Raw genomic sequence first — 24,611 nt, forward strand, 5'->3', positions numbered from 1 at the left:
TTATCAGAGATTAATACATCCAAATACACTGCCTCTATACGTTACCGACAGGCCTGTTTAAATTACTGCTCTTATACTGATTTTATGAAATACCTGAAAAGAATATCGCGAATGACTATATAAAACTGTCATTTCTGTCAGGTTACAAAAAACAGACTTCCACCTAACCTCATCAACGTGATCCCGGAAAACCAACTTCGGACTGAAGTTCAACCCGAGCCTTAAATATCGCGAGCAAAAGGTGAAGAAGATAATGCTTACTTTCCAAGGAACCGTCTCTGATACAGGCGAAAGCAATCCCGCCACACTTACTTTTGATGACCTAAGCCAACAAGGCGGACAGTTAAATAATGGGAAAATGAACTATTACGGGCTTCACTTTAAAGTCACCGGTAGCTATACCGCGAAAAATTCCAGGTCTTTTAATCTTCAAGCAAAAGCAAAAGCCTCAGACGGAGATGAATATGGACACGGAGACAGTTCACTCACCATCAGCTTGAAATCGCCCGACGGCAACGATAATGAGTTGAACGGCACTGTTAAGGTTAACGCAGGCGGGCCGAATGTGGGTAAAACCTACAATATGAACTTCACAAGAGGGTAAGACCAGAACACAAAAAACCCGCCTCACGGCGGGTTTCTTTTTAATCAGCTCAACGCTCAGGCTCAGTTAACCTTGGCGTTCAACTCACCCTTCAGATAACGCTGATACATCGCTTCCAGCGAGATCGGTTTGATCTTCGAAGCATTACCGGCAGTACCGAACGCTTCATAACGCGCGATGCACACGTCACGCATTGCGGTCACGGTGGCGCCGAAGAATTTACGCGGGTCGAATTCGCTCGGGTTGGTGGCCATCAGGCGACGCATGGCGCCGGTGGACGCCAGGCGCAGGTCGGTGTCGATGTTGACCTTGCGCACGCCGTGCTTGATGCCTTCGACGATTTCTTCAACCGGGACGCCGTAGGTTTCTTTGATGTCGCCGCCGTACTGGTTGATGATCGCCAGCCATTCTTGTGGTACGGAGGACGAACCGTGCATCACCAGGTGGGTGTTCGGAATGCGCTTGTGGATTTCCTTGATACGGTCGATCGCCAGCACGTCGCCGGTAGGTGGCTTGGTGAACTTGTAGGCGCCGTGACTGGTGCCGATGGCGATGGCCAGGGCATCGACCTGGGTGCGCTTGACGAAGTCAGCGGCTTCTTCCGGGTCGGTCAGCATCTGGCTGTGATCCAGAACGCCTTCAGCGCCGATGCCGTCCTCTTCACCGGCCATGCCGGTTTCCAGCGAACCCAGGCAGCCCAGCTCGCCTTCTACCGAGACGCCGCAGGCGTGCGCCATGGCCACGGTTTGTTGGGTAACGCGGACGTTGTAGTCGTAGTCGGTCGGGGTCTTGCCGTCTTCGCCCAGCGAGCCGTCCATCATCACCGAGCTGAAGCCCAGTTGAATCGAACGCTGGCAGACGTCAGGGCTGGTGCCGTGGTCCTGGTGCATGCACACCGGGATGTGCGGGAATTCTTCGATCGCGGCCAGGATCAAGTGACGCAGGAATGGCGCGCCGGCGTATTTGCGGGCGCCGGCCGAAGCCTGGACGATGACCGGGGAGTCAGTCTTGTCAGCGGCTTCCATGATGGCGCGCATCTGCTCAAGGTTGTTGACGTTGAAAGCTGGAACGCCGTAGCCGAACTCGGCTGCGTGGTCCAGCATCTGGCGCATGCTGATAAGTGCCATTGTGTGTGTCTCTCCCGGTTGAGGGTCGTTGATCGTGCCAGCCTGCCGGAGCGGCGGCGGCTATTCAAGTTAATGCAGATCGGGGGTTAGGCCCGGTCTGGTGATTCGGTGTTACCAAAACTGTGTGAACAACAGGGACCCCCTGTGGGAGCGAGCCTGCTCGCGAAAGCGGTCTGACGGACACTGCATCATCGACGGCAAGATTGCTTTCGCGAGCAGGCTCGCTCCCACATTTGGATCTCTGTACATCAATTCAATCGTGTTACTCGGCCTTGCAACCACGGCCAATCAGGTCATTGGTGGCGACCCAGTACACCAGGCCTTCGTCACCCTTGACGTGAAACGCCAGCATGCCGTCGCTGTACAGCGCGCCCGAGGCGCCCGGCTCTTCTTTCAGGCGATAGACCTGATCACCGCCGCCGAGGCGAACGTCGACTTCCTTCTGGCCGGCATCGGCGTAACGCCACAACACCTTGGCCTGACTGTCGCAGGTCCAGGTCGTCCAGTTATCCACCGGGGCGGACGACTGAAACAGGTTCAACTGCGCGCAGCCACCCAACAATGCCAACGCCGCAACGGCGATCAAGCCTTTCATCCGTGTTCCTCGACTGACGGCGCACGCCGCCAGCCCTGAGTTAAAGAGTCAGACCCGTCAAGGACAACCATGTTCCTTGACCGGGGTTTGCGTCTCGTATTTGTCCAGGCCGTCCGGGCCCGAGCGCTTGTTCAGCACCGGGTTGGTTTCGGCCTGCCAGTCGGCCTGGTAACAGCCCTTCTGCGGCTCGCTCGGTGCTGGCGTCGCGTCGGCCTTCGGGGTACTCCCGCAGGCCGCCAGCGTACCGCTCAGCAACAACAGCGCTAACGACTTGACCATGTGAACACTCCTTTGCCTGGCCAAACGGGCGGCCTCAGGCCTTGGCCCGGCTTTCCAGGACTTCAACGGCAGGCAGCACCTTGCCCTCGACGAATTCGAGGAACGCGCCACCACCGGTGGAAATGTAGGAGATTTGCTCAGCCACGCCATATTTATCGATCGCCGCCAGGGTGTCGCCACCGCCGGCAATGGAGAATGCCGAGCTTTCGGCGATGGCCTGCGCGAGCACCTTGGTGCCGTTACCGAACTGATCGAACTCGAACACGCCGACCGGGCCGTTCCACAGAATGGTTTTCGACGACTTCAGCAACTCGGCGAAATTGGCGGCGGTTTGCGGACCGATGTCGAGAATCATGTCGTCAGCCGCAACGTCAGCAATCAGCTTGACGGTCGCTTCGGCGCTTTCGGCAAATTCCTTGGCCACCACCACATCAACCGGCAACGGTACGCTGACTTTCGCCGCGATTTCACGGGCGGTGTCGAGCAGGTCCGGTTCGTACAGCGATTTGCCAACCGGGTGGCCGGCGGCCGCGAGGAAAGTGTTGGCGATGCCGCCGCCGACGATCAGTTGATCGCAGATCTGGCTCAGGCTGTTGAGCACGTCGAGTTTGGTCGAGACCTTGGAGCCGGCGACGATGGCCGCCATTGGCTTGGCCGGCGCGCCCAGGGCCTTGCCTAGCGCGTCCAGTTCAGCGGCCAGCAACGGGCCGGCAGCGGCGACTCTGGCGAACTTGGCTACACCATGGGTCGAACCTTCGGCACGGTGAGCAGTGCCGAAAGCGTCCATCACGAACACGTCGCACAGGGCCGCGTATTGCTGGGCCAGGTCGTCGGCGTTCTTTTTCTCGCCCTTGTTGAAGCGCACGTTTTCGAACAGCACGATGTCGCCAGCCTTGACCTCGACACCGCCGAGGTAGTCAGCCACCAGCGGCACTTCACGGCCCAGCGCTTTGCTCAGGTAGTCGGCGACAGGCTTCAGGCTGTTCTCGGCGGAGAACTCGCCTTCTGTAGGTCGGCCCAGGTGCGAGCAGACCATCACTGCCGCGCCTTTTTCCAGGGCCAGCTTGATGGTCGGCAGCGAAGCCAGGATGCGCGCGTCGCTGGTGACAACACCGTCCTTGACGGGGACGTTGAGGTCTTCGCGGATCAATACGCGCTTACCTTGCAGATCGAGGTCGGACATCTTCAACACGGTCATGGGTCGCACTTCCTACGGTTTTTTTGAAGTTGCTGTTTGCAGATAGTGGTCTGCAACGTCCAGCATTCGGTTGGCAAAACCCCATTCGTTGTCGAACCAGGCCAGGATGTTCACCAGTTTGGGGCCGGAAACACGGGTCTGACTGGCATCGACGATGGCCGAATGTGGGTCATGGTTGAAATCACAGCTGGCGTGCGGCAACTCGGTGTAGGCCAGCAGGCCTTTGAGCGGGCCGCTGGTGGCGGCTTCGCGCAGGATCCGGTTGACCTCGTTGGCGTCAGTCGCGGTGGCGGTCTGCATCGTGATGTCGAGGCAGGACACGTTGACTGTCGGCACGCGCACGGCTTTGGCCTGAATTCGCCCTGCAAGTTCCGGCAGCAGACGCTCGATACCACGCGCCAGACCAGTGGACACCGGGATCACCGACTGGAACGCCGAACGCGTGCGGCGCAGGTCTTCGTGGTGATAGGCGTCGATCACCGGCTGATCGTTCATCGCCGAGTGAATCGTGGTGATCGACACGTAATCCAGACCAATCGCCTGATCGAGCAGGCGCAGCAGCGGCACGCCGCAGTTGGTGGTGCACGAGGCGTTGGACACCAGCAATTCGTCGCCGGTCAGGCAGTCCTGATTGACGCCGTAGACGATGGTGGCATCGACATCCGCTTCGCTGGCCATCGGCTGCGAGAACAGCACGCGCGGCGCGCCGGCGTCGAGAAACCGCTGGCCATCGGCACGGGTGTGGTAAGCGCCGGAGCACTCAAGCACCAGATCGACGCCCAGCGACGCCCAATCGATGCCTTCGGGGGTGGCACTGCGCAAGACCTTCACGCAGTCGCCATTGATATACAGACAATCGCCTTCAACCCGCACTTCGCCGGGAAAACGGCCGTGGGTGGAGTCGAAGCGTGTCAGGTATTCGATGCTGGCCATGTCGGCCAGATCGTTGATCGCGACAATTTCAAACCCGGCCTTCGCACCGCGCTCGAACAACGCCCGCAAGACGCAACGACCAATGCGGCCGTAGCCGTTGAGTGCAACTTTGTAGGGACGCGGTTGAGGCATGGGGTTCTCGATTACCGTGGTGAATCATGCAGTGCGATGGCGCCTGAGCGTACGCTTTCGCGAGCAGGCTCGCTCCCACAGGGAAATGCATTCCAATGTGGGAGCGAGCCTGCTCGCGAAGGCGTCAGCTCAGACAACACCTTTTCTGGATCAGTCTTCCAGCAGCTCTTCAGCCTGACCGAGAATGTTTTCCAGGGTAAAACCGAACTCTTCGAACAAAGCCGAAGCCGGCGCCGACTCACCGTAGGTGGTCATGCCGATCACGCGGCCTTCCAGCCCCACGTACTTGAACCAGAAATCGGCGTGGGCCGCTTCGATGGCGATACGTGCGCTGACCTGCAACGGCAGAACCGACTGCTTGTACTCCGCATCCTGAGCATCGAACGCGCTGGTGCACGGCATGGACACCACGCGAACCTTGCGGCCCTGCTCGGTCAGTTTGTCGAAGGCTTGAACCGCCAGACCGACTTCCGAACCGGTGGCGATCAGGATCAGCTCAGGCTCGCCTGCGCAATCCTTGAGCACATAACCGCCACGGCTGATGTTGGCAATCTGGCCAGCGTCGCGTTCCTGATGTTGCAGGTTCTGCCGCGAGAAGATCAGCGCCGACGGGCCGTCCTTGCGCTCCAGAGCGTTTTTCCAGGCCACCGCTGATTCCACGGCATCGGCTGGGCGCCAGGTGTCGAGGTTCGGCGTGCTGCGCAGGCTGGTCAACTGCTCGATCGGCTGGTGCGTCGGGCCGTCTTCGCCCAGACCAATGGAGTCGTGGGTATAGACGTGGATCACGCGTTTCTTCATCAAAGCCGACATGCGTACGGCGTTGCGCGCGTATTCCATGAACATCAGGAAAGTCGCGCCGTAAGGCACCAGACCGCCGTGCAGGGCGACGCCGTTCATGATCGCGGTCATGCCGAACTCGCGCACGCCGTAGTACATGTAGTTGCCGCTGGCGTCTTCAGCGCTGACGCCTTTACAGCCTTTCCACAGGGTCAGGTTGGAACCGGCGAGGTCTGCCGAACCGCCGAGCATTTCCGGCAGCAGCGGGCCGAACGCGTTGAGGGTGTTCTGGCTGGCTTTGCGGCTGGCGATGGTCTCGCCCTTGGCCGCGACTTCGGCGATGTAGGCCGAGGCTTTTTCCGAGAAGTCGGCCGGCAGTTCGCCGCTCAGACGACGGATCAGCTCGTTGGCTTCAGCCGGGAATGCCGCAGAGTAGGCGGCGAAACGCTGATCCCACTCGGCTTCCACTGCGCGGCCTGCTTCTTTGGCATCCCACTCGGCATAGATGTCGGCCGGGATTTCGAACGGGCCGTAGTTCCAGTTCAGCGCCTGACGGGTCAGGGCGATTTCCGCGTCACCCAGTGGGGCGCCGTGGCAATCTTCCTTGCCCTGCTTGTTCGGCGAACCGAAACCGATGGTGGTCTTGCAGCAGATCAGGGTCGGCTGGGCGCTTTTGCGTGCGGTTTCGATGGCGGTCTTGATCTCTTCCGGATCGTGACCGTCGACATTGCGGATCACCTGCCAGTTGTAGGCTTCGAAGCGCTTCGGCGTGTCATCGGTGAACCAGCCTTCGACTTCGCCGTCGATGGAAATGCCGTTGTCATCATAGAAGGCAATCAGCTTGCCCAGGCCCAGCGTGCCGGCCAACGAGGCGACTTCGTGGGAAATGCCTTCCATCATGCAGCCATCACCGAGGAACACGTAGGTGTGGTGGTCAACGATGTTATGGCCGGGACGGTTGAACTGCGCCGCCATGACCTTTTCAGCCAGAGCGAAACCGACGGCGTTGGCCAGACCCTGACCCAGCGGGCCGGTGGTGGTTTCAACGCCCGGGGTGTAACCGAATTCCGGGTGGCCTGGAGTGCGGCTGTGCAGTTGACGGAACTGCTTGAGGTCGTCGATCGACAGGTCGTAACCGGTCAGGTGCAGCAGCGAGTAGATCAACATCGAGCCGTGGCCGTTGGACAGCACGAAGCGGTCACGGTCGGCGAACGACGGGTTGCTCGGGTTGTGCTTGAGGAAGTCGCGCCACAGCACTTCGGCAATATCTGCCATACCCATAGGGGCACCGGGATGGCCGCTGTTGGCTTTTTGCACGGCATCCATGCTGAGGGCACGAATGGCGTTGGCACGCTCACGACGGCTAGGCATCGCTGATCTCCTGGGTGTGAATAGACTGAAACGGAAAAAAGGAGGGCATTTTCCCTCACCCATGCGCCTCGGGGCAATGACAGATAGTCATCGGCAGGCGTTTTTCCAATCGATAGCACAGGTTTCGCCTGGTGAAACCTTTCCGCTATTCGTTTGTAGAGACTACCGTCCGCTGAGAAGTGCCATTTATCGAGCAATATCAAAACTTTTTGATATTGGCCTTGCGGTGTCTTGCCCCCGTCTCTAGACTGCCAGCCCTATGAACTTACGCGTGCCTTCCATTCGCCATGACGATTGCGACGAGCTGGCGGCCCTGTGCAAGGCCGGCGGCGATCCGTTGCGGCTGAATGTCTTGCGCGCGCTGGCCAACGATTCGTTCGGCGTGCTGGAGCTGGCACTGATTTTCGGCATCGGCCAGTCGGGCATGAGCCATCACCTCAAGGTGCTGGCGCAAGCCGATCTGGTGGCGACACGCCGTGAAGGTAACGCGATTTTCTATCGTCGCGCCCTGCCCCACAGCGAATTGCTCGGCGGCAAGCTGCACGCGGCATTGTTAGAAGAAGTCGACAACCTGGATCTGCCACACGAAGTGCAAGCGCGCATCGAGCAGGTCCACGGACAGCGTGCCGCCGCCAGTCAGGACTTTTTCGCCCGGGTCGCGGAAAAATTCCGTGCCCAGCAAGACTTGATCGCAGGCCTGCCGCAGTACCGTGACAGCGTGCTGGCCCTGCTCGACAAACTGAACTTCGATGGTGCAGCCACGGCCATTGAAGTCGGCCCCGGCGATGGTGCTTTTCTGCCGGAACTGGCCCGTCGCTTCGGCACCGTAACCGCGCTGGACAACAGCCCGGCGATGCTCGAACTGGCGCGTCAGGTGTGTGAACGTAAAGAGCTGGCTAACGTCAGCCTGCAATTGGCCGATGCATTGAACGGCACAAGCCTTACGGCCGATTGCGTGGTGTTGAACATGGTGCTGCACCATTTCGCCGCCCCGGCCGATGCGCTCAGGCACATGGCCGATCTGCTGCAACCGGGCGGTAGCCTGCTCGTGACAGAGTTATGTAGCCACAACCAGAGTTGGGCCAGGGAGGCCTGCGGTGATCTCTGGTTGGGGTTTGAACAGGACGATCTGGCCCGTTGGGCCACCGCTGCGGGACTCGTTCCCGGGGAAAGCCTCTATGTAGGCTTACGTAATGGTTTCCAGATCCAGGTTCGCCACTTTCAGCGACCGGCTGGCGACACTCACCATCGGTAAATTCAGGAAAACATCGAGATGAGCGAATACTCCCTCTTCACCTCCGAGTCCGTGTCTGAAGGACATCCGGACAAAATCGCCGACCAGATTTCCGATGCGGTGCTGGACGCCATTATTGCCCAGGACAAACACGCTCGCGTGGCCGTGGAAACCCTGGTCAAGACCGGCGTGGCCATCGTTGCCGGTGAAGTGACCACCAGTGCCTGGGTCGACCTGGAGCAGATCGTTCGTGACGTGATTTGCGACATCGGCTACACCAGCTCCGAAGTCGGCTTCGACGGCGCCACCTGCGGCGTGATGAACATCATCGGCAAGCAGTCCCCTGACATCAACCAGGGTGTCGACCGCGCCAAGCCTGAAGATCAGGGTGCCGGCGACCAGGGCCTGATGTTCGGCTACGCCAGCAACGAAACCGACGTTTTGATGCCAGCGCCGATCACCTTCTCGCACCAGCTTGTACAAAGGCAAGCCGAAGCACGCAAGTCGGGCCTGCTGCCTTGGCTGCGTCCGGACGCCAAGTCGCAAGTGACCTGCCGTTACGAAGGCGGCAAGGTTGTCGGCATCGACGCTGTGGTTCTGTCGACCCAGCACAACCCGGAAGTTTCCTACAAAGACCTGCGCGAAGGCGTGATGGAGCTGATCGTCAAGCACGTACTGCCTGCCGAACTGCTGAGCAAGGACACCCAGTTCCACATCAACCCGACCGGCCAGTTCATCATTGGCGGCCCGGTTGGTGACTGCGGTCTGACCGGTCGCAAGATCATCGTCGACAGCTACGGCGGCATGGCCCGTCACGGCGGCGGCGCATTCTCCGGCAAGGATCCATCGAAGGTTGACCGTTCGGCTGCCTACGCTGGCCGTTACGTGGCCAAGAACATCGTTGCGGCCGGCCTGGCCGAGCGTTGCGAGATTCAGGTTTCCTACGCGATCGGTGTGGCCCAGCCTACCTCGATCTCGCTGAACACTTTCGGCACCGGCAAGATCAGCGATGACAAGATCATCAAACTGGTGCGTGAAGTGTTCGACCTGCGTCCATACGCGATCACCACCATGCTCGACCTGCTGCACCCGATGTACCAGGAAACCGCAGCCTACGGCCACTTCGGCCGTGCTCCGCAGTCCAAGACCGTTGGCGAAGACAGCTTCACCACGTTCACCTGGGAAAAAACCGACCGCGCCGACGCCCTGCGTTCCGCCGCTGGCCTGTAAAACCCTGGCTGCATAAAAGCCCCGCACGGTTCGCGCCGTGCGGGGCTTTTTCATGCCTGACAGATTTTTGAGATCCCTGTGGGAGCGAGCCTGCTCGCGAAGGCGCCCGCCCATGCAACGTCAATTCAGAATCCGGAAACACCTCGAAAAACACCCCCGGTAACGCATTTCGAATCCTCACCTACCCTTCAAGCATTACCCCCGAGCAAGGACGCTCAACGATGCTCTTCACACTGCGCCTGTTGCTGGCCTTCCTGCTGGCACTCATCACCCTCGTCAGCCAAGCCAACTGCCCCAACTGGCCCTTACCCCAGGCACAACGCGAAATCACCGTCCTGCAAAACCAGATCGACCAATGGGACGACGCCTATCACCGCGAAAGTCGCTCGCTGATCGCCGACGAACTCTATGACCAGTCCCGGCTGCGGCTGAAAGAATGGCGAGCCTGCTTCAACCAACCGTCATCACCGCAGCCGTTGCGCACCGCGTCCGGCACGATCACCCATCCCATCGCCCAGACCGGTCTGGACAAATTGCACAAAGCAGAAGACGTCGCCGACTGGCTGCGCGATCGCCAGGACGTTTGGGTACAGCCCAAGGTCGACGGCGTGGCTGTCACGCTGATCTACCGCCAGGGAATATTGCAGCAGGCCATCAGTCGCGGTGACGGGGTCAACGGCCAGGACTGGAGCGTCTCGGCGCGCAGGATCGCAGCCATTCCGCAACGTTTGAGGCAGCCACGGGATCTGCTGGTACAGGGCGAACTCTATTGGCGCCTCAATGCGCATGTTCAATCACAGTCCGGCAGCTTCAATGCCCGCGCCACCGTGGCCGGGCTGATGGGCCGCAAATCCCTTGATGCTGAACAGGCTGCCGGAATCGGGCTGTTCGTTTGGGACTGGCCACAAGGTCCGATCGATTTTTCCGAACGCCTGGCAGAACTCCAGGCATTAGGGTTCGCTGCCACTGAGCCCTATACGCAGCCCATCACCCATTTCGAAGACGCGCAAAAATGGCGCGAGCACTGGTATCGCTCGCCCCTGCCCTTTGCCAGCGACGGCGTGGTGCTGCGTCAGAGCCAACGGCCACCCGCCGAGCGCTGGCAGGCCAAGGCACCTTATTGGGCGATTGCCTGGAAATACCCTTTCGCCCAGGCATTGGCCGAAGTGCGTAAGGTCAATTTCAAGATCGGCCGCACCGGGCGGATCACGCCGGTGCTGGAACTGCTGCCGGTCAGACTCGATGACCGCGAAATCAAGCGGGTCAGTGTCAGCTCGCTCAAGCGCTGGCAAACCCTCGACATCCGCCCCGGCGATCAGGTGGCAATCAGTCTGGCCGGGCTGACCATCCCACGCCTGGACAGTGTCGTGCTGCGCACCAGCGAACGGGCAGACATCAGCGCCCCCAATGCCGCCGACTACCACACCCTGAGCTGCTGGCAACCGACACCCGGCTGTGAAAGCCAGTTTCTTGCGCGTCTGACCTGGCTCAGTGGCAAGCGGGGTCTGGCGATGCAACATGTCGGACGCGGCACCTGGGAGAAACTTTTGGAAACAGGCCGTCTGAAACACCTGCTGGATTGGCTGACCCTCGATGCGTCAGAGCTTGCTAACATTGCCGGCCTCGGCGAGCGCAGCAGCGCACGTCTGATCCATAGTTTTCACGGCGCGCGGCAACAGCCGTTCGCTCAATGGTTGAAAGCGCTGGGCATGCCGCCGACCGGACAGGCGCAACTGGACGACTCATGGCAGGCCCTGGCACAACGTGACACTGAACAATGGCAGGCAGAAGCCGGCATCGGCCCGGGACGCGCGGCGCAACTGAGCGCATTCTTTCGCGACCCGCAGGTAGTGGCTATGAGTGAAACTTTGAAAGCCGCCGGAATCGACGGCTTCTGAACCTGCAATCCCCGCCCGGCGGGAACCCAACGGCCGGCCAGACGCTCCAACAGCGCAGTGCCCTCCCACCCCGATTGCCTTTGCACATGGAGCTTTTATGAAATTTCTCGCACCGCTCGCCCTGCTTACTCTTTGCGGCGTCATGGCCGCCCCGGTCATGGCCGAGGAAGACGGCCCGGGCCTGACCGGTTGCGCTGCCAAGAAGCAGGGCATCATCAATCAGATCGAGCAGGCCAAATCCCGCGGCAACATGGAGCAGCAGGCCGGTCTGGAAACCGCACTGCGTGAAGTGAACGAACACTGCACCGACGCCGGGCTGAAAAAAGAACGTGAGAACAAGGTGCTTGAGGCCAAGCACGAAGTCAGTCAGCGTCAGGCGGATCTCGACAAGGCCATGAAGAAGGGCGATCCGGAGAAGATCAACAAGCGCAAGGAGAAGCTCGCCGAGTCGCGCAAGGAACTGCAGGAAGCGTTGGACGAGATCGACAAGTAAGATTTTGGTTTCGTGGCGAATGGCAAAGCGCTTTCGCGAACAGGCTCGCTCCCACATGAACCACTTGGTCAACTGTGGAAGCGAGCGTGCTCGCGCAGGTGTCAGCTCAAGCAATACAAATCAATGATCGCGAAACTCTTTATGGCAGGCACTGCAGGCATCCTCGACTTTCTGCACTGCCGGTCCGAGATTGCTGGCCTTGTACGGCTGAACCTGACTGGCGACCACCAATTCACCGGTAGCCGCCTCAAGGGCGCGGGCCAGCTCCTGAAAACGCGCCTGTTTCTGCCAGACATCATCTTTGGCGCTGGTGTGATCTTCTTCGCGCACCTGCGGGAAATGCTTCCACGGCTCATGGGACAAAGCATCGAGCCTGACCGCGCCTTCGGCAAATTTCGGTCCGTCGAACGCAATGCGCCCACGCAACATGCCGCCGAGATCTTCGCTGGTCTTGAGCATCTGCTTGAAGATGGCCTTGCGTTGACCCAACGGCGAATTCGGATCGACACCGCCACAGGCGGACAAGGTCAGACAGGCCAGCAATACAACAGGAATTCGTTTCAGAGTCATGGTCGCTTCAGGTCGCGGAAATCGGCGGCCAGTATCCTCGGCTCATGGCCAAACACCAATAGCCCTATTAAAAATACGGGTTGTTCGAGCGCATGGAGCACTCGGCCAACCGGCACAGGAATCACTCCATGAACAGCCGCTTCACGGCCTGGCGTCACCCGCTTCTCGTCACCCTGCCAATCCTGGCCGTCCTGGCCGGCTGCACCGGCGGTGACAATGCCGAACCGAAAACCCATGCGCTGGCCACGTATTCCAGCGCGACCTGGGAAGCGTTGCCCGCGGTCTCCGACAACGATCTGGTTGCCGGTTTCGGTTCCTGGCGCAGCGCCTGCACACGACTCAAAGCCGACGTGGTCTGGGGCCCGACCTGCGCTGCGGCGGCGAATGTGCCGCAAAGCGCCGCCGAGATTCGCGCGTTCCTCAAGCAGAACCTCGATGTCTATGGCCTGCGCGCCGAGAACGACAACCCCAACGGCCTGATCACGGGCTACTACGAACCCGTCTACCCCGGCAGCCTGACACCCACCGCGACGGCAAATGTGCCGGTGTACGGCGTGCCCGAAGACATGATCATCGTCTCGCTCGACAGCATCTATCCGGAATTGAAAGGCAAGCGCTTGCGCGGCCGCCTCGAAGGACGCGTGCTCAAGCCTTACGACGACGCAGCGACCATTGAATCCAAAGGCGTGAAAGCGCCGGTAGTGGCTTATCTGACTGATCCGATGAACCTGCAATTTCTGCAGATTCAGGGCTCGGGCCGGATTCAGACCGAGGACGGCAAACAGTTACGCATCGCCTACGCTGATCAGAACGGCCACCCGTACCGGCCGATCGGTCGCTGGCTCGTCGAACAAGGTGAGCTGAAGAAGGAAGAGGTAACCATGAGCGCGATCAGCAACTGGGCCAAGGCTAACCCGACGCGCATTCCGGAACTGCTCGCCAGCAACCCGAGCTACGTGTTCTTCACCCGCAATCCGGACAGCAACGAAGGCCCGCGCGGCTCGCTGAACGTGCCGCTGACCGCCGGTTACAGCGCGGCGGTGGATCGCAAGGTGATTCCGCTGGGCAGTCTGTTATGGCTGTCGACCACCAAACCTGATGGCACCCCACTGGTGCGCCCGGTTGCGGCGCAGGATACCGGCGGCGCGATTGCCGGTGAGGTGCGCGCGGATCTGTTCTGGGGCACCGGCGATGCGGCCGGGCAACTGGCCGGGGACATGAAACAGCAGGGGCAGATCTGGATGCTCTGGCCTAAAGGACAAGAGTTGCCGCAGGTCCCGCAGGTGGCGGATACACCGAAGCAAAAGTCTTAGGTTCTTCGCCGTCTGATCCATTGCTTTCGCGAGCAGGCTCGCTCCCACATCTGGAATGCATTTCCATGTGGGAGCGAGCCTGCTCGCGAAGAGGCCGGCAGCAACAGCTGATAATCAGATCGACACAAAGAAAAACGAAGCAATCAGCCCCATCCCGATAAACCACACCACCGAACGCAGTGCAGCCCAGTCGGCCAGATAGCAAATGATGTACAGCAGGCGACTGGTGATAAACAGCACCGCCAGCACATTGACCGTCACCAGCTCCGCAGTGCCGACCAGATGCGCAACGATCACTGCGGCAGCAAACGCCGGTGTGACTTCAAAGCTGTTCAATTGCGCGGCGTGGGCGCGACGGGCGACGCCATCGACGCTGTCGAGAAAATCCCGTGGATCGTAATTGTCCTTCAAGCGGAAACCGCCGGTGGCCTTCGCCACGATCGTGCACACGTACGGCAGGAAAATCGCGATCAACACACACCACAGAGCCACTGTCATAACGTCGTCCTTTTTCGATTCGAATAATTGGCGAGCGGTCAGAACTTCATCATCAGCATGCCGATCAGCACCTGCCCACAGGCTAAGAGCCGCAGCCGGCCGAAAGGTTCTTTCAGGCGCATGTTTCACGGCAGCGTTTACGGTGAATATGCGATTGCAGAACCGACTGGTCAGAATTGATTCGCCATGTGTCAGCAGCTGTTTATACTGCAACCCACCACGCCGTACTCAGCTGCACACCAAAAAATTCCAATAAAAGCTGCCTGCTCCGCTTTCATCGAAAACGGTCGCTGGCACGCGTATGCCTGATCAAAGCGTCAAGACGACCGACAGAGACCTTGCGCATGCCCCTCGCTTTGCTTGCACTCGCCGTTGCCGCTTTCGGCATCGGTACCACCGAATTCGTCATCATGGGCCTGCTGCCCGATGTCGCCCGCGATCTGGCCGTGAGCATTCCTCACGCTGGCCTGCTGATCACCGGTTACGCCCTGGGCGTGGTGTTTGGCGCACCGATCCTGGCGATCGGGACCGCCAACATGCCGCGCAAAGCGACACTGCTGGGCATGACGCTGATGTTCATTCTCGGCAACGTGCTCTGCGCGCTCGCGCCGAACTACGCGACGCTGATGGCCGCGCGGGTGGTCACGGCGCTGTGTCACGGTGCCTTTTTCGGCATCGGCTCGGTGGTCGCCGCCGGGCTGGTCGCGCCGAACAAACGCGCGCAAGCCATCGCAATGATGTTTACCGGCCTGACCCTGGCCAACGTCCTCGGCGTACCCTTGGGCACAGCGCTGGGCCAATACGCTGGCTGGCGCTCGACCTTCTGGGCGGTGTCGGTGATCGGCATTGTCGCCGCGCTGGCGCAGTGGTTGTGGTTGCCGAAACACATCGCGATGGACAAGGCCAACCTCGCCAGCGAATTCAAAGTACTGGGCAAGGCCAACGTGCTGCTGGCGCTGGGCATGAGCGTGCTGGCCTCGACCAGCCTGTTCAGCGTGTTCACCTATATCGCGCCGATTCTGCAAGACATCACTGGCGTCAGCCCCCACGGCGTGACGGTGATGCTGCTGTTGTTTGGGGTCGGCCTGACGGCGGGCAGCATGCTCGGCGGGCGTCTGGCCGATAGCCGCTTGTTGCCGTCACTCGTCGGCGTGGCGCTGGCAGTTGTAGTGATTCTCGCGGCGTTCAGCCAGACCAGCCGTTCAGTTATTCCAGCGGCGATCACCCTGGTGCTGTGGGGGTTTTTCGCTTTTGCGCTGTGCCCGATTCTGCAGCTGTTGATCATCGATCAGGCGCACGAAGCGCCGAATCTCGGTTCGACGCTGAACCAGAGCGCATTCAATCTGGGCAACGCGGCAGGCGCCTGGATAGGCGGACTCGTGGTCGCCAGCGGCGCGGATCTGGCGGACTTGCCATGGACCGGGGCGCTGGTTGGCGTGCTGACGGTGCTGACGGCGCTGCTGTTCATTTACCTGCAACGTCGGCGGGCGGTTGCGGTCAATGTGTCTGGCTGATGCTGGTGTGTCAGACGTGGCCCTCACCCTAGCCTCTCCCCGTGGGAGAGGGGACTGATCGGGGGACGCTCGACACCCACGCCGACTTGCTCGGCCCTCTCCCTCGGGAGAGGGTTGGGGTGAGGGGGCTGTTGAGTGGGACGCGCAATCCGAATGTGCCCTCAGCCACCCCCACCCCATCAAACCCCTGCGTCCAACCTCCGGTCGCGCTCCATTCACCCCTCATCCAAAGGACCCCGGATGCTTGAACTCGTCGCCGCTTTCATCTGCCTTACCACTCTCCTGACTTTCGTCAATTTCCGCTTCATCGGCCTGCCGCCGACCATCGGCGTGATGGTTACCGCCCTGCTGTTCTCACTGCTCCTGCAAGGCCTCAGCGTGCTCGGCTTTCCCGGCCTCGAAGACCGCGTGCAGCAACTGATCGGCCAGATCGATTTCGGCGATCTGCTGATGAACTGGATGCTCTCGTTCCTGCTGTTCGCCGGCGCTCTGCACGTCAACTTGAATGACTTGCGCAGCTACCGCTGGCCGATCGGCCTGCTGGCCACCTTCGGCGTACTGATTGCCACCGTAGTGATCGGCAGTCTGGCCTTCTACATTTTTGCCCTGTTCGGCTGGCACGTGAGTTTCCTCTACTGCCTGTTGTTCGGCGCGCTGATCTCACCGACCGACCCGATTGCGGTGCTCGGCGTGCTGCGTACCGCCAACGCCTCAAAACCACTGAAAACCACCATCGTCGGCGAATCACTGTTCAACGACGGCACGGCGGTAGTGGTCTTCACCGTGCTGCTGGGCATCGCGCAACTGGGCGAAACCCCGACCGTCAGCGCCACGGCCATGCTCTTCGTTCACGAAGCGATTGGCGGTGTGTTGTTCGGCGGGCTGATCGGTTATCTGGTCTATCGGATGATCAAAAGCGTCGAGCAGCATCAGATCACCGTGATGCTGACCCTGGCCCTGGTGATCGGCGGCTCGGCGATGTCCACCGAGTTGCACGTCTCGGCACCGATCGCGATGGTGGTCGCCGGTCTGATCATCGGCAACCTCGGGCGCAATCTGGCAATGAACGACATGACCCGCCGCTACCTCGACGGTTTCTGGGAGTTGCTCGATGACATGCTCAACGCGCTGCTGTTTGCGCTGATCGGCATGGAGCTGTTGCTGCTGCCATTCAACTGGCTGCACATGGCCGCCGCAGGCCTGCTGGCGGTGGCGATCCTGCTGTCGCGCCTGCTCACCGTGGCGCCGGCGATCCTCTTGCTGCGTCGCTGGCGCTCGGTACCGGCCGGTACCATCCGCATCCTGACCTGGGGCGGTTTGCGCGGCGGCGTCTCGGTGGCCCTGGCCCTGGCCCTGCCGCTGGGCCCGGAACGCGACCTGCTGCTGAGCATCACCTACATCGTCGTGCTGTCGTCAATCCTGCTGCAGGGCCTGACCATCGGCAAACTGGTCAAGCACGCAACGCGCAATGAGCCGGCCAGCGTGGCTGAGCCAGCCCACCACTGATCATTTTTTGATCGACTGCGGATCGGGCTCGACAGCCTGATCCGCAGATTCCTTCGGCGCACCGCTCTCGCTGCGAATCTGCGCATGGCTGATCAGCGCGAAGATGAAACTGCCGCCAATGATGTTCCCCGCCAGCGTCGGCCCGGCGAACACCGCCCAGAAATCACTCCACGGCAGCTCACCGGCAAAGACCAGATACGACACTTCCGCCGACCCGACCACGATGTGAGTGAAGTCACCCAGCGCCATGAAGTAAGTGATGAGGATGATGATCCACATCTTTGCGCTCTCCATGGACGGAATCATCCAGACCATGGTGGCGATCATCCAGCCGGAGACGATGCCCTTGGCGAACATCTGACTGGCACTGTGTTCCATGACCTTGCGGCCGATTTCGAGGAAAGCGACATCGGTCTTGCTGTCAAAGATCGGCAGTTCCAGCATCACGTAGGCGACCAGAATCGTCCCGCAGAGGTTGCCGACCAATACCACTGTCCACAGACGGATCAGTCGCAGGAAATTCTTCAGCGTCGGCTTGGTCATCACCGGCAGCACGGCGGTCAGGGTGTTTTCGGTGAACAGTTGCTGGCGCGCGAGGATCACCGCGAGGAAACCGGCGCAGTAGCCGAAACTGGCGATCACCTTGAATTCGTCGCCATCGGGCAGGCGCGAATTGAGCAATCCCATGCCCATCAGCGACAGGCCCATGGTCAACCCTGCCGCCAGCGCCGACCACCACAGCGCGGCAATGCTGCGCTCCAGTTCCTGATCGCCCTGGGTGCGGATGATTTCATGCAGAACGGCCGCGCGCGGCGGCTGGCTCTTCTCGACTTCGTGCTGCTCCTTGGCCGAGAGGTCGGGGGTCTTTTCGCTGGTGGGGGTGGTCATGGCGTGGCAACCGGTGGGGGGGATGTAGCTACGACCGTTGCGCTTCATGGCTGTTCAGTGGCCAGGCGAATCTTCGCTGAATGGGCTACCGCTTTCGCGAGCAGGCTCGCTCCCACAAGGATCACGCTGTACCTGTGGGAGCGAGCCTGCTCGCGAAGAATGCGCCGCCGAGGTTATTGAACGGCTTCGTCATCCTTGAACTGGTCTTTCACATATTTGATCTCGGTCCGCCCGTGCGGCGCCGGCAGGCCGTCTTCGCCGAGGTTGACGAACACCATCTTCTCGACGGTCAGGATGCTCTTGCGGGTGATCTTGTTGCGCACTTCGCAGGTCAGGGTGATCGAGGTGCGGCCGAATTCGGTGGCGGTGATGCCCAGTTCGATGATGTCGCCCTGGCGCGAGGCGCTGACGAAGTTGATTTCCGAGATGTACTTGGTCACGACGCGCTGGTTGCCCAATTGCACGATGGCGTAGATTGCCGCTTCTTCATCGATCCAGCGCAGCAGGCTGCCGCCGAACAGGGTGCCGTTGGGGTTGAGGTCTTCGGGTTTAACCCATTTGCGGGTGTGGAAATTCATGGGGGGGCTCCTGAATCGAGGCGGTTGGGCGTTAGGGGTATTGGCCCCCAGCTTCAAGTTTTAAGCTACAAGCTGCAAGTAAAAGCCGATCAGCTTGTCGCTTGCAGCTTGCAACTTGCAGCTCAAAGACAGCTATAATCGCCACCGTTTCAAAACGGTAATGATCGCTTGTTACCGTTTTCCCGCCACCTGTCCGAGGGGCGCTGCAGCAGGTTCGACCTGTCAGGCTCGGATGGGGCGTTGACCGGCCTGCGCCGGACACTAAACGCACAACGGCGCCCATTCGCATATATTACGAATGGAGGCTCTTCATGAGCGCTGTCAACACGCCTGCAGATTTTACCGATTACAAAGTTGCCGACATGTCCCTGGCTGCCTGGGGCCGTCGCGAAACCATCATCGCCGAATCGGAAATGCCTGCCCTGATGGGTCTGCGCCGCAAATACGCTTCCGAGCAGCCGCTCAAGGGCGCGAAAATCCTCGGCTGCATCCACATGACCATTCAGACCGCCGTACTGATCGAAACCCTGGTTGCCCTGGGTGCCGAAGTTCGCTGGTCGTCATGCAACATTTTCTCCACTCAGGATCAGGCCGCTGCCGCTATCGCTGCCGCCGGTATCCCGGTGTTTGCCTGGAAAGGCGAAACTGAAGAAGAGTACGAGTGGTGCCTGGAGCAGACCATCCTCAAGGATGGCCAGCCATGGGACGCCAACATGATCCTCGACGACGGCGGCGACCTGACCGAGCTGCTGCACAAGAAATACCCGCAAGTGCTCGATCGCGTTCACGGCGTGACCGAAGAAACCACCACTGGCGTACACCGTCTGCTGGACATGCTGGCCAAGGGCGAGCTGAAGATCCCGGCGATCAACGTCAACGACTCGGTGACCAAGTCCAAGAACGACAACAAGTACGGCTGCCGTCACAGCCTGAACGATGCGATCAAGCGCGGCACCGACCACCTGCTGTCCGGTAAGCAAGCGCTGGTCATCGGTTACGGTGACGTGGGCAAGGGCTCGGCTCAGTCGCTGCGTCAGGAAGGCATGATCGTCAAAGTGTCGGAAGTCGACCCGATCTGCGCCATGCAAGCCTGCATGGACGGTTTCGAACTGGTGTCGCCGTTCATCGACGGCATCAACGACGGTTCCGAAGCGAGCATCGACAAAGCGCTGCTGGGCAAGATCGACCTGATCGTGACCACCACCGGTAACGTCAATGTTTGCGACGCGAACATGCTCAAAGCCCTGAAGAAGCGCGCCGTGGTCTGCAACATCGGTCACTTCGACAACGAAATCGACACCGCTTTCATGCGCAAGAACTGGGCATGGGAAGAAGTGAAGCCACAGGTGCACAAGGTTCACCGCACCGGCGCTGGCAGCTTCGATCCACAGAACGACGACTACCTGATCCTGCTGGCCGAAGGCCGTCTGGTGAACCTGGGCAACGCCACCGGTCACCCGAGCCGCATCATGGACGGTTCGTTCGCCAACCAGGTTCTGGCACAGATCTTCCTGTTCGGCCAGAAATACGCCGACCTGTCGCCAGCACAGAAAGCCGAGCGTCTGACCGTCGAAGTGCTGCCGAAGAAACTCGACGAAGAAGTGGCCCTGGAAATGGTTCGCGGCTTCGGCGGCGTGGTCACCCAATTGACCAAGCAACAGGCTGACTACATCGGCGTGACCGTCGAAGGCCCGTTCAAGCCGCACGCTTACCGCTACTAACAGGCGCTTGCTCGCTCTCCCTGTGGGAGCGAGCCTGCTCGCGAAGGCGTATTAACATTCAACATTCGTGTTGTCTGACCCTGCGCTTTCGCGAGCAGGCTCGCTCCCACACGGGACTGCAGCGCCTCGAAGGTTCTTGTTTCCAAGGGTATGACCATGTCCCAAGACCGTCGCTACAGCTTCGAGTTTTTCCCGACCAAGACCGACGCCGGGCAAGAAAAGCTGCTCGCCACTGCCCGTCAGTTGGCCACCTACAACCCTGATTTCTTTTCCTGCACCTACGGCGCTGGCGGTTCGACCCGTGATCGCACGCTCAACACCGTGTTGCAGCTGGAAAGCGAAGTCAAAGTACCGGCCGCACCGCACCTGTCGTGCGTCGGTGACAGCAAGGACGACCTGCGCGGCCTGCTGAACGAATACAAGGCTGCCGGCATCAAGCGCATCGTTGCCCTGCGCGGTGACCTGCCGTCGGGCATGGGCATGACCAGCGGTGAGCTGCGTCACGCCAATGAGCTGGTGGAATTCATTCGTGAAGAAACCGCTGATCATTTCCACATCGAAGTTGCCGCTTACCCGGAGATGCATCCGCAAGCGCGCAACTACGAAGACGATCTCGCCAACTTCGTGCGCAAGGCAAAGGCCGGTGCCGACAGCGCGATCACCCAGTACTTCTTCAACGCCGACAGCTACTTCTACTTCGTCGACCGTTTGCAGGCGCTGGGCGTGGATCTGCCGATCGTGCCGGGGATCATGCCGATCACCAACTACAGCAAACTCGCGCGCTTCTCCGATGCCTGCGGTGCGGAAATCCCGCGCTGGATCCGCAAGCAACTGGAAGCCTACGGCGATGACACGCGAAGCATTCAAAGCTTTGGCGAACAAGTCGTCAGCGAGATGTGCGAACGCCTGCTGCAGGGCGGCGCACCGGGGCTGCATTTTTATTCCATGAACCAGGCCGAACCTAGCCTGGCCATCTGGAACAACCTGAAATTGCCGCGTTAAGCGTCAAATCAAAGTCAAAAGATCGCAGCCTTCGGCAGCGCCTGCATATTTCCCTGTAGGCGCTGCCGAAGGCTGCGATCTTTTGCTTTTAAGCCCGCGAAACAGAGCTTGTGCAGGCACTTTCTGGCTCTTTGGCGTTTCTCGTCGTAATCTCCAGCCATGCCTTTGATCACGCAGTTATTCACCGTGCTGGTTTTTGCTTGCCTGAGCTTCGCCGCTCGGGGCGAGAAGTTGCGTATTGTCACCGAGCCCTGGGCGCCGTACGTGTACGAACAGGGCGGGCAGAATCTCGGGCTGGACTACGAAACCACCGCCATCGTGTTCAAGCGTCTGGGCATTGAAGTCGAATGGCAGTTCCTGCCGTGGAAGCGCTGCCTGTCGATGCTCGAAACCGGTCAGGCCGACGGTGCGCTGGACATCTTTCACAGCGCCGAGCGCGACGCCACCCTGCTCTATCCCAGCGAACCGCTGTCCGACGTCGAATTCGTGATGTTCTACGCCAACGACCGGCCGCACCCTTTCAGCACCCTCGAACAACTCAAAGGCCTGACCATCGGCACCTCGCCGGGCTATCTGTATAGCCCTGACTTCAGCCAGTCGGAGCTGTTTACCCGGGAGCCGGCACCGACCCATGAAGCCAACTTCGGCAAACTGGTACGCGGGCGTATCGATCTGCTGATTACCGATCGCCGCGTCGGCCAGCATTTGCTCGATGAGCTGAATATTCGCGATCTGATCACTGAAAACCCGACAGTTATCAGTCGTCAAAGCCAGTTTCTGGCGGTTCGGCGCAATGCCGGTATGGATTTGCTCGTGCAGCGCTTCGGTGCCGAGCTCAAGCGTTTCAAGCGCGAACCGGCCTACGCCGAGCTCAGCGCGCGCTATGGCGCTGCGCCCGTCGACAATGCCTCACTGCGCTCAGCCACGGCCAGCGGCAAAACCGTTGAGCAGCAGGAAAGCAGCGCGCAGTGATTGCTCTGTTATACTCCGGCGTTCCCGCCAGGCTCACGCCCGGACGCCCGGAACCGTAACAGGCCTCACGACCCGCTACAGCGCAGCTTTCAGCCCGCGCGAGCGCTCCTGACGTGCCTTCGGAACCGCCGCTGGACCGGACGGGATTGCGTCCTCTTAAACGTGATTCGCGCCAGGCAAGACTCCCATTGGGCCAAGCCCTAACTAAAACAGGATTACTCATGTCCTTTGCTTCCCTCGGTCTCTCCGAGGCTTTAGTCCGTGCCATCGAAGATGCGGGCTATACCGAGCCTACTCCGGTGCAACAGCGGGCCATTCCCGCCGTGTTGCAAGGTCGCGACCTGATGGTGGCGGCTCAGACAGGTACCGGTAAAACCGGCGGCTTCGCCCTCCCGATTCTGGAGCGGTTGTTCCCCAACGGTCACCCGGACAAATCCCAGCGTCACGGCCCGCGCCAACCGCGCGTACTGGTCCTGACCCCGACCCGCGAACTCGCGGCCCAGGTGCACGAGAGCTTCAAGATCTACGCCCGTGACCTGAAATTCGTCAGCGCCTGCATCTTCGGCGGCGTCGGCATGAACCCGCAGGTCCAGGCCATGTCCCGTGGCGTCGACGTCCTCGTCGCCTGCCCGGGTCGCTTGCTCGACCTCGCCGGCCAGGGCAGCGTCGATCTGTCCCACGTGGAAATTCTCGTTCTCGACGAAGCCGACCGCATGCTCGACATGGGTTTTGTGCACGACGTGAAGAAAGTCCTCGCACGTCTGCCGGCCAAGCGTCAGAACCTGCTGTTCTCGGCGACTTTCTCGAAAGACATCACCGACCTCGCCGGCAAGCTGCTGCACAACCCGGAACGCATCGAAGTGACGCCGCCGAACACCACGGTCGAGCGCATCGAACAACGCGTGTTCCGCCTGCCCGCCAGCCACAAGCGTGCGCTACTGGCCCACCTGATCACCGCCGGCGCATGGGAACAGGTACTGGTCTTCACCCGCACCAAGCACGGCGCCAACCGCCTCGCTGAATACCTGGACAAACACGGCCTGCCGGCTGTGGCGATCCACGGTAACAAGAGCCAGAACGCCCGCACCAAAGCCCTGGCCGACTTCAAGGCCGGCGAAGTACGCATTCTCGTGGCCACCGACATCGCCGCCCGTGGTCTGGACATCGATCAGTTGCCGCATGTGGTCAACTTCGAGCTGCCAAACGTCGATGAAGACTACGTGCACCGTATCGGCCGTACCGGCCGCGCCGGTCGTTCGGGCGAGGCGATCTCGCTGGTCGCGCCGGACGAAGAGAAGCTGCTGAAAAGCATCGAGCGCATGACCAGGCAGAAGATTGCCGACGGCGATCTGATGGGCTTCGACTCCAGCACCATCGAAGCCGAGAAGCCGGAAGCCCGCGAGCGTCCGGACATCCGCAACCCGCGCAATTCCCGTGGTCCACGTGGCGATGGCCCGAATGGCGGCGGCGGTGGCGGCGGTCGCAAGGACAAAGGCAAAGACAAGGGCAAGGAAAAGCCGGCCGGTGAGCGTGGCGAGCGCCCTGCCCGTCAGCAGAAACCGCGCGAAGGCACCCCGAGCCGCGACCAGCGCCCGAGCCAGCCACCGCGTGCAGCGGCTGATCGTGCTCCGGACGAATTCCTCGACGACGATATCGATAACTTCGGTAACCGCGTCGATTACGTGCCCAAAGCCGCTCCTGCCGGTGGCCGTGGCCGTCGTCCGGGCGCACCTGCGCAAGGCGCAGGCACTGGCGCACCACGCGGTGGTCAGCCTCAAGGTCGCCAGAACGGTCCGCGCAACAGCAACGGCTCGAGCACCGGCACGCCACCGGCCAAACGCAGCGGCCCGCGCAATGGCGCTCCGCGTGACGGTCAGGGTCGTCGTGACGAATCCGCGCCACGCAACCGCCGCCCGGCCCGTGACGATCAGCCACGCAGCGAACCGGCCGTGCAGAACCCGCGCAGCAACGGCCCGAAGATCATGCACAAGGAATCGAAAGCCGACCGCTTCCCGACGCCTGAGCAGCTCGATCAACTGCCAAGCCGCCCGCGTGGTGAGAAACCAGCCTTGCTGACCCGTAATCGCTGAGTTTCAAGCCGCAATGAAAATGCCCCGACTCGATAGAGCCGGGGCATTTTTTTGAGCGCTGCAAATCTCTTTGTGTAGGAGCTGCCGA

Annotated in this window: 22 protein-coding genes and 1 riboswitch; of the genes, 12 read left to right on the forward strand and 10 right to left on the reverse strand. The window is 60.6% G+C overall.

Annotated elements, in window-relative coordinates; genetic code table 11:
• The first annotated feature begins 253 nt into the window (after positions 1-253).
• Positions 254-604: a hypothetical protein gene (locus tag AC4IHP_RS13025; RefSeq protein WP_490831856.1), complete on the forward strand. Its 351-nt coding sequence runs from the start codon at positions 254-256 to the stop codon at positions 602-604.
• Between the two features lie 62 nt (positions 605-666).
• Here AC4IHP_RS13025 and fba read toward each other — a convergent pair whose 3' ends face one another.
• From fba to tkt, 6 genes are all read right to left on the reverse strand, one after another.
• On the reverse strand, positions 667-1,731 hold the full coding sequence (gene fba / locus AC4IHP_RS13030; RefSeq protein ID WP_008081027.1) for a class II fructose-bisphosphate aldolase: 1,065 nt from the start codon (positions 1,729-1,731) through the stop codon (positions 667-669).
• Between the two features lie 262 nt (positions 1,732-1,993).
• Positions 1,994-2,326 carry an MliC family protein gene (locus AC4IHP_RS13035; RefSeq protein ID WP_490831857.1) on the reverse strand — a complete coding sequence of 111 codons (333 nt, stop codon included), beginning with the start codon at positions 2,324-2,326 and terminating at the stop codon, positions 1,994-1,996.
• Between the two features lie 57 nt (positions 2,327-2,383).
• Positions 2,384-2,605 (reverse strand): hypothetical protein, encoded by a 222-nt coding sequence (locus AC4IHP_RS13040; protein ID WP_042606606.1) that lies wholly within the window; start codon positions 2,603-2,605, stop codon positions 2,384-2,386.
• A 34-nt stretch (positions 2,606-2,639) separates the two neighbouring features.
• Positions 2,640-3,803: a phosphoglycerate kinase gene (locus AC4IHP_RS13045; protein ID WP_460122012.1), complete on the reverse strand. Its 1,164-nt coding sequence runs from the start codon at positions 3,801-3,803 to the stop codon at positions 2,640-2,642.
• A gap of 12 nt (positions 3,804-3,815) precedes the next feature.
• Complete coding sequence (epd, locus tag AC4IHP_RS13050) at positions 3,816-4,868, reverse strand: erythrose-4-phosphate dehydrogenase (protein ID WP_490831858.1); 1,053 nt, start codon at positions 4,866-4,868, stop codon at positions 3,816-3,818.
• A 150-nt stretch (positions 4,869-5,018) separates the two neighbouring features.
• The gene (gene tkt, locus AC4IHP_RS13055; protein ID WP_460122015.1) at positions 5,019-7,016 is read right to left on the reverse strand and encodes a transketolase; all 1,998 of its coding nucleotides are present in this window, start codon (positions 7,014-7,016) and stop codon (positions 5,019-5,021) included.
• Between the two features lie 259 nt (positions 7,017-7,275).
• Between tkt and AC4IHP_RS13060 the strand changes: the two genes are divergently transcribed.
• From AC4IHP_RS13060 to AC4IHP_RS13075, 4 genes are all read left to right on the forward strand, one after another.
• Positions 7,276-8,271, forward strand: a complete 996-nt coding sequence (locus tag AC4IHP_RS13060; RefSeq protein WP_490831859.1) for an ArsR/SmtB family transcription factor — start codon at positions 7,276-7,278, stop codon at positions 8,269-8,271.
• An 18-nt stretch (positions 8,272-8,289) separates the two neighbouring features.
• Positions 8,290-9,480, forward strand: coding sequence for a methionine adenosyltransferase (gene metK, locus AC4IHP_RS13065; protein WP_083353741.1), 1,191 nt, complete (start codon positions 8,290-8,292; stop codon positions 9,478-9,480).
• 221 nt (positions 9,481-9,701) lie between these two features.
• A complete protein-coding gene (gene ligB / locus AC4IHP_RS13070) occupies positions 9,702-11,378 on the forward strand; it encodes an NAD-dependent DNA ligase LigB (RefSeq protein WP_490831860.1) in 1,677 nt (558 codons plus the stop codon).
• A 97-nt stretch (positions 11,379-11,475) separates the two neighbouring features.
• On the forward strand, positions 11,476-11,871 hold the full coding sequence (locus AC4IHP_RS13075; RefSeq protein ID WP_016772779.1) for a DUF1090 domain-containing protein: 396 nt from the start codon (positions 11,476-11,478) through the stop codon (positions 11,869-11,871).
• Between the two features lie 120 nt (positions 11,872-11,991).
• Here AC4IHP_RS13075 and AC4IHP_RS13080 read toward each other — a convergent pair whose 3' ends face one another.
• The gene (locus tag AC4IHP_RS13080; protein ID WP_490831861.1) at positions 11,992-12,441 is read right to left on the reverse strand and encodes a c-type cytochrome; all 450 of its coding nucleotides are present in this window, start codon (positions 12,439-12,441) and stop codon (positions 11,992-11,994) included.
• Between the two features lie 128 nt (positions 12,442-12,569).
• On the opposite strand from AC4IHP_RS13080, the gene mltA reads away from it, so the two are divergent.
• Positions 12,570-13,754, forward strand: a complete 1,185-nt coding sequence (gene mltA / locus AC4IHP_RS13085; RefSeq protein ID WP_490831862.1) for a murein transglycosylase A — start codon at positions 12,570-12,572, stop codon at positions 13,752-13,754.
• Between the two features lie 114 nt (positions 13,755-13,868).
• Here mltA and AC4IHP_RS13090 read toward each other — a convergent pair whose 3' ends face one another.
• Positions 13,869-14,252, reverse strand: a complete 384-nt coding sequence (locus tag AC4IHP_RS13090) for an MAPEG family protein (protein WP_024014628.1) — start codon at positions 14,250-14,252, stop codon at positions 13,869-13,871.
• A gap of 344 nt (positions 14,253-14,596) precedes the next feature.
• On the opposite strand from AC4IHP_RS13090, the gene AC4IHP_RS13095 reads away from it, so the two are divergent.
• Positions 14,597-15,766 (forward strand): MFS transporter, encoded by a 1,170-nt coding sequence (locus tag AC4IHP_RS13095; RefSeq protein WP_490831863.1) that lies wholly within the window; start codon positions 14,597-14,599, stop codon positions 15,764-15,766.
• A 240-nt stretch (positions 15,767-16,006) separates the two neighbouring features.
• Positions 16,007-17,272, forward strand: a complete 1,266-nt coding sequence (locus AC4IHP_RS13100) for a cation:proton antiporter (RefSeq protein ID WP_024014630.1) — start codon at positions 16,007-16,009, stop codon at positions 17,270-17,272.
• Here AC4IHP_RS13100 and AC4IHP_RS13105 read toward each other — a convergent pair whose 3' ends face one another.
• Both AC4IHP_RS13105 and AC4IHP_RS13110 read right to left on the reverse strand, forming a co-directional pair.
• Positions 17,273-18,160: a formate/nitrite transporter family protein gene (locus tag AC4IHP_RS13105; protein WP_490831868.1), complete on the reverse strand. Its 888-nt coding sequence runs from the start codon at positions 18,158-18,160 to the stop codon at positions 17,273-17,275.
• 173 nt (positions 18,161-18,333) lie between these two features.
• Entirely contained in the window at positions 18,334-18,738 is a 405-nt protein-coding gene (locus AC4IHP_RS13110; protein ID WP_016772772.1) for an acyl-CoA thioesterase, read from the reverse strand.
• Positions 18,739-18,927: 189 nt separating this feature from the next.
• Positions 18,928-19,026, forward strand: a riboswitch (S-adenosyl-L-homocysteine riboswitch).
• A 23-nt stretch (positions 19,027-19,049) separates the two neighbouring features.
• On the opposite strand from AC4IHP_RS13110, the gene ahcY reads away from it, so the two are divergent.
• From ahcY to rhlE2, 4 genes are all read left to right on the forward strand, one after another.
• Positions 19,050-20,459, forward strand: coding sequence for an adenosylhomocysteinase (ahcY, locus tag AC4IHP_RS13115; protein ID WP_039757587.1), 1,410 nt, complete (start codon positions 19,050-19,052; stop codon positions 20,457-20,459).
• 156 nt (positions 20,460-20,615) lie between these two features.
• On the forward strand, positions 20,616-21,461 hold the full coding sequence (gene metF, locus AC4IHP_RS13120; RefSeq protein WP_056786871.1) for a methylenetetrahydrofolate reductase [NAD(P)H]: 846 nt from the start codon (positions 20,616-20,618) through the stop codon (positions 21,459-21,461).
• Positions 21,462-21,620: 159 nt separating this feature from the next.
• Positions 21,621-22,433 carry a substrate-binding periplasmic protein gene (locus AC4IHP_RS13125; RefSeq protein ID WP_460122030.1) on the forward strand — a complete coding sequence of 271 codons (813 nt, stop codon included), beginning with the start codon at positions 21,621-21,623 and terminating at the stop codon, positions 22,431-22,433.
• 221 nt (positions 22,434-22,654) lie between these two features.
• The gene (rhlE2, locus tag AC4IHP_RS13130) at positions 22,655-24,523 is read left to right on the forward strand and encodes an RNA helicase RhlE2 (protein WP_460122032.1); all 1,869 of its coding nucleotides are present in this window, start codon (positions 22,655-22,657) and stop codon (positions 24,521-24,523) included.
• Positions 24,524-24,611 lie beyond the last annotated feature (88 nt).

This window comes from Pseudomonas sp. UF-293, assembly GCF_058245595.1.

Bases quoted from the DNA above. Each gene is read 5' to 3' on its own strand.
- ahcY (WP_039757587.1), top strand. From the start codon at position 19,050: ATGAGCGCTGTCAACACGCCTGCAGATTTTACCGATTACAAAGTTGCC.
- AC4IHP_RS13045 (WP_460122012.1), bottom strand. From the start codon at position 3,803: ATGACCGTGTTGAAGATGTCCGACCTCGATCTGCAAGGTAAGCGCGTA.
- AC4IHP_RS13060 (WP_490831859.1), top strand. From the start codon at position 7,276: ATGAACTTACGCGTGCCTTCCATTCGCCATGACGATTGCGACGAGCTG.
- AC4IHP_RS13095 (WP_490831863.1), top strand. From the start codon at position 14,597: ATGCCCCTCGCTTTGCTTGCACTCGCCGTTGCCGCTTTCGGCATCGGT.
- ligB (WP_490831860.1), top strand. From the start codon at position 9,702: ATGCTCTTCACACTGCGCCTGTTGCTGGCCTTCCTGCTGGCACTCATC.
- metF (WP_056786871.1), top strand. From the start codon at position 20,616: ATGTCCCAAGACCGTCGCTACAGCTTCGAGTTTTTCCCGACCAAGACC.
- AC4IHP_RS13025 (WP_490831856.1), top strand. From the start codon at position 254: ATGCTTACTTTCCAAGGAACCGTCTCTGATACAGGCGAAAGCAATCCC.
- AC4IHP_RS13125 (WP_460122030.1), top strand. From the start codon at position 21,621: ATGCCTTTGATCACGCAGTTATTCACCGTGCTGGTTTTTGCTTGCCTG.
- AC4IHP_RS13040 (WP_042606606.1), bottom strand. From the start codon at position 2,605: ATGGTCAAGTCGTTAGCGCTGTTGTTGCTGAGCGGTACGCTGGCGGCC.
- rhlE2 (WP_460122032.1), top strand. From the start codon at position 22,655: ATGTCCTTTGCTTCCCTCGGTCTCTCCGAGGCTTTAGTCCGTGCCATC.
- AC4IHP_RS13075 (WP_016772779.1), top strand. From the start codon at position 11,476: ATGAAATTTCTCGCACCGCTCGCCCTGCTTACTCTTTGCGGCGTCATG.
- fba (WP_008081027.1), bottom strand. From the start codon at position 1,731: ATGGCACTTATCAGCATGCGCCAGATGCTGGACCACGCAGCCGAGTTC.
- mltA (WP_490831862.1), top strand. From the start codon at position 12,570: ATGAACAGCCGCTTCACGGCCTGGCGTCACCCGCTTCTCGTCACCCTG.
- AC4IHP_RS13080 (WP_490831861.1), bottom strand. From the start codon at position 12,441: ATGACTCTGAAACGAATTCCTGTTGTATTGCTGGCCTGTCTGACCTTG.
- AC4IHP_RS13035 (WP_490831857.1), bottom strand. From the start codon at position 2,326: ATGAAAGGCTTGATCGCCGTTGCGGCGTTGGCATTGTTGGGTGGCTGC.
- AC4IHP_RS13105 (WP_490831868.1), bottom strand. From the start codon at position 18,160: ATGACCACCCCCACCAGCGAAAAGACCCCCGACCTCTCGGCCAAGGAG.
- metK (WP_083353741.1), top strand. From the start codon at position 8,290: ATGAGCGAATACTCCCTCTTCACCTCCGAGTCCGTGTCTGAAGGACAT.
- epd (WP_490831858.1), bottom strand. From the start codon at position 4,868: ATGCCTCAACCGCGTCCCTACAAAGTTGCACTCAACGGCTACGGCCGC.
- tkt (WP_460122015.1), bottom strand. From the start codon at position 7,016: ATGCCTAGCCGTCGTGAGCGTGCCAACGCCATTCGTGCCCTCAGCATG.
- AC4IHP_RS13090 (WP_024014628.1), bottom strand. From the start codon at position 14,252: ATGACAGTGGCTCTGTGGTGTGTGTTGATCGCGATTTTCCTGCCGTAC.
- AC4IHP_RS13100 (WP_024014630.1), top strand. From the start codon at position 16,007: ATGCTTGAACTCGTCGCCGCTTTCATCTGCCTTACCACTCTCCTGACT.
- AC4IHP_RS13110 (WP_016772772.1), bottom strand. From the start codon at position 18,738: ATGAATTTCCACACCCGCAAATGGGTTAAACCCGAAGACCTCAACCCC.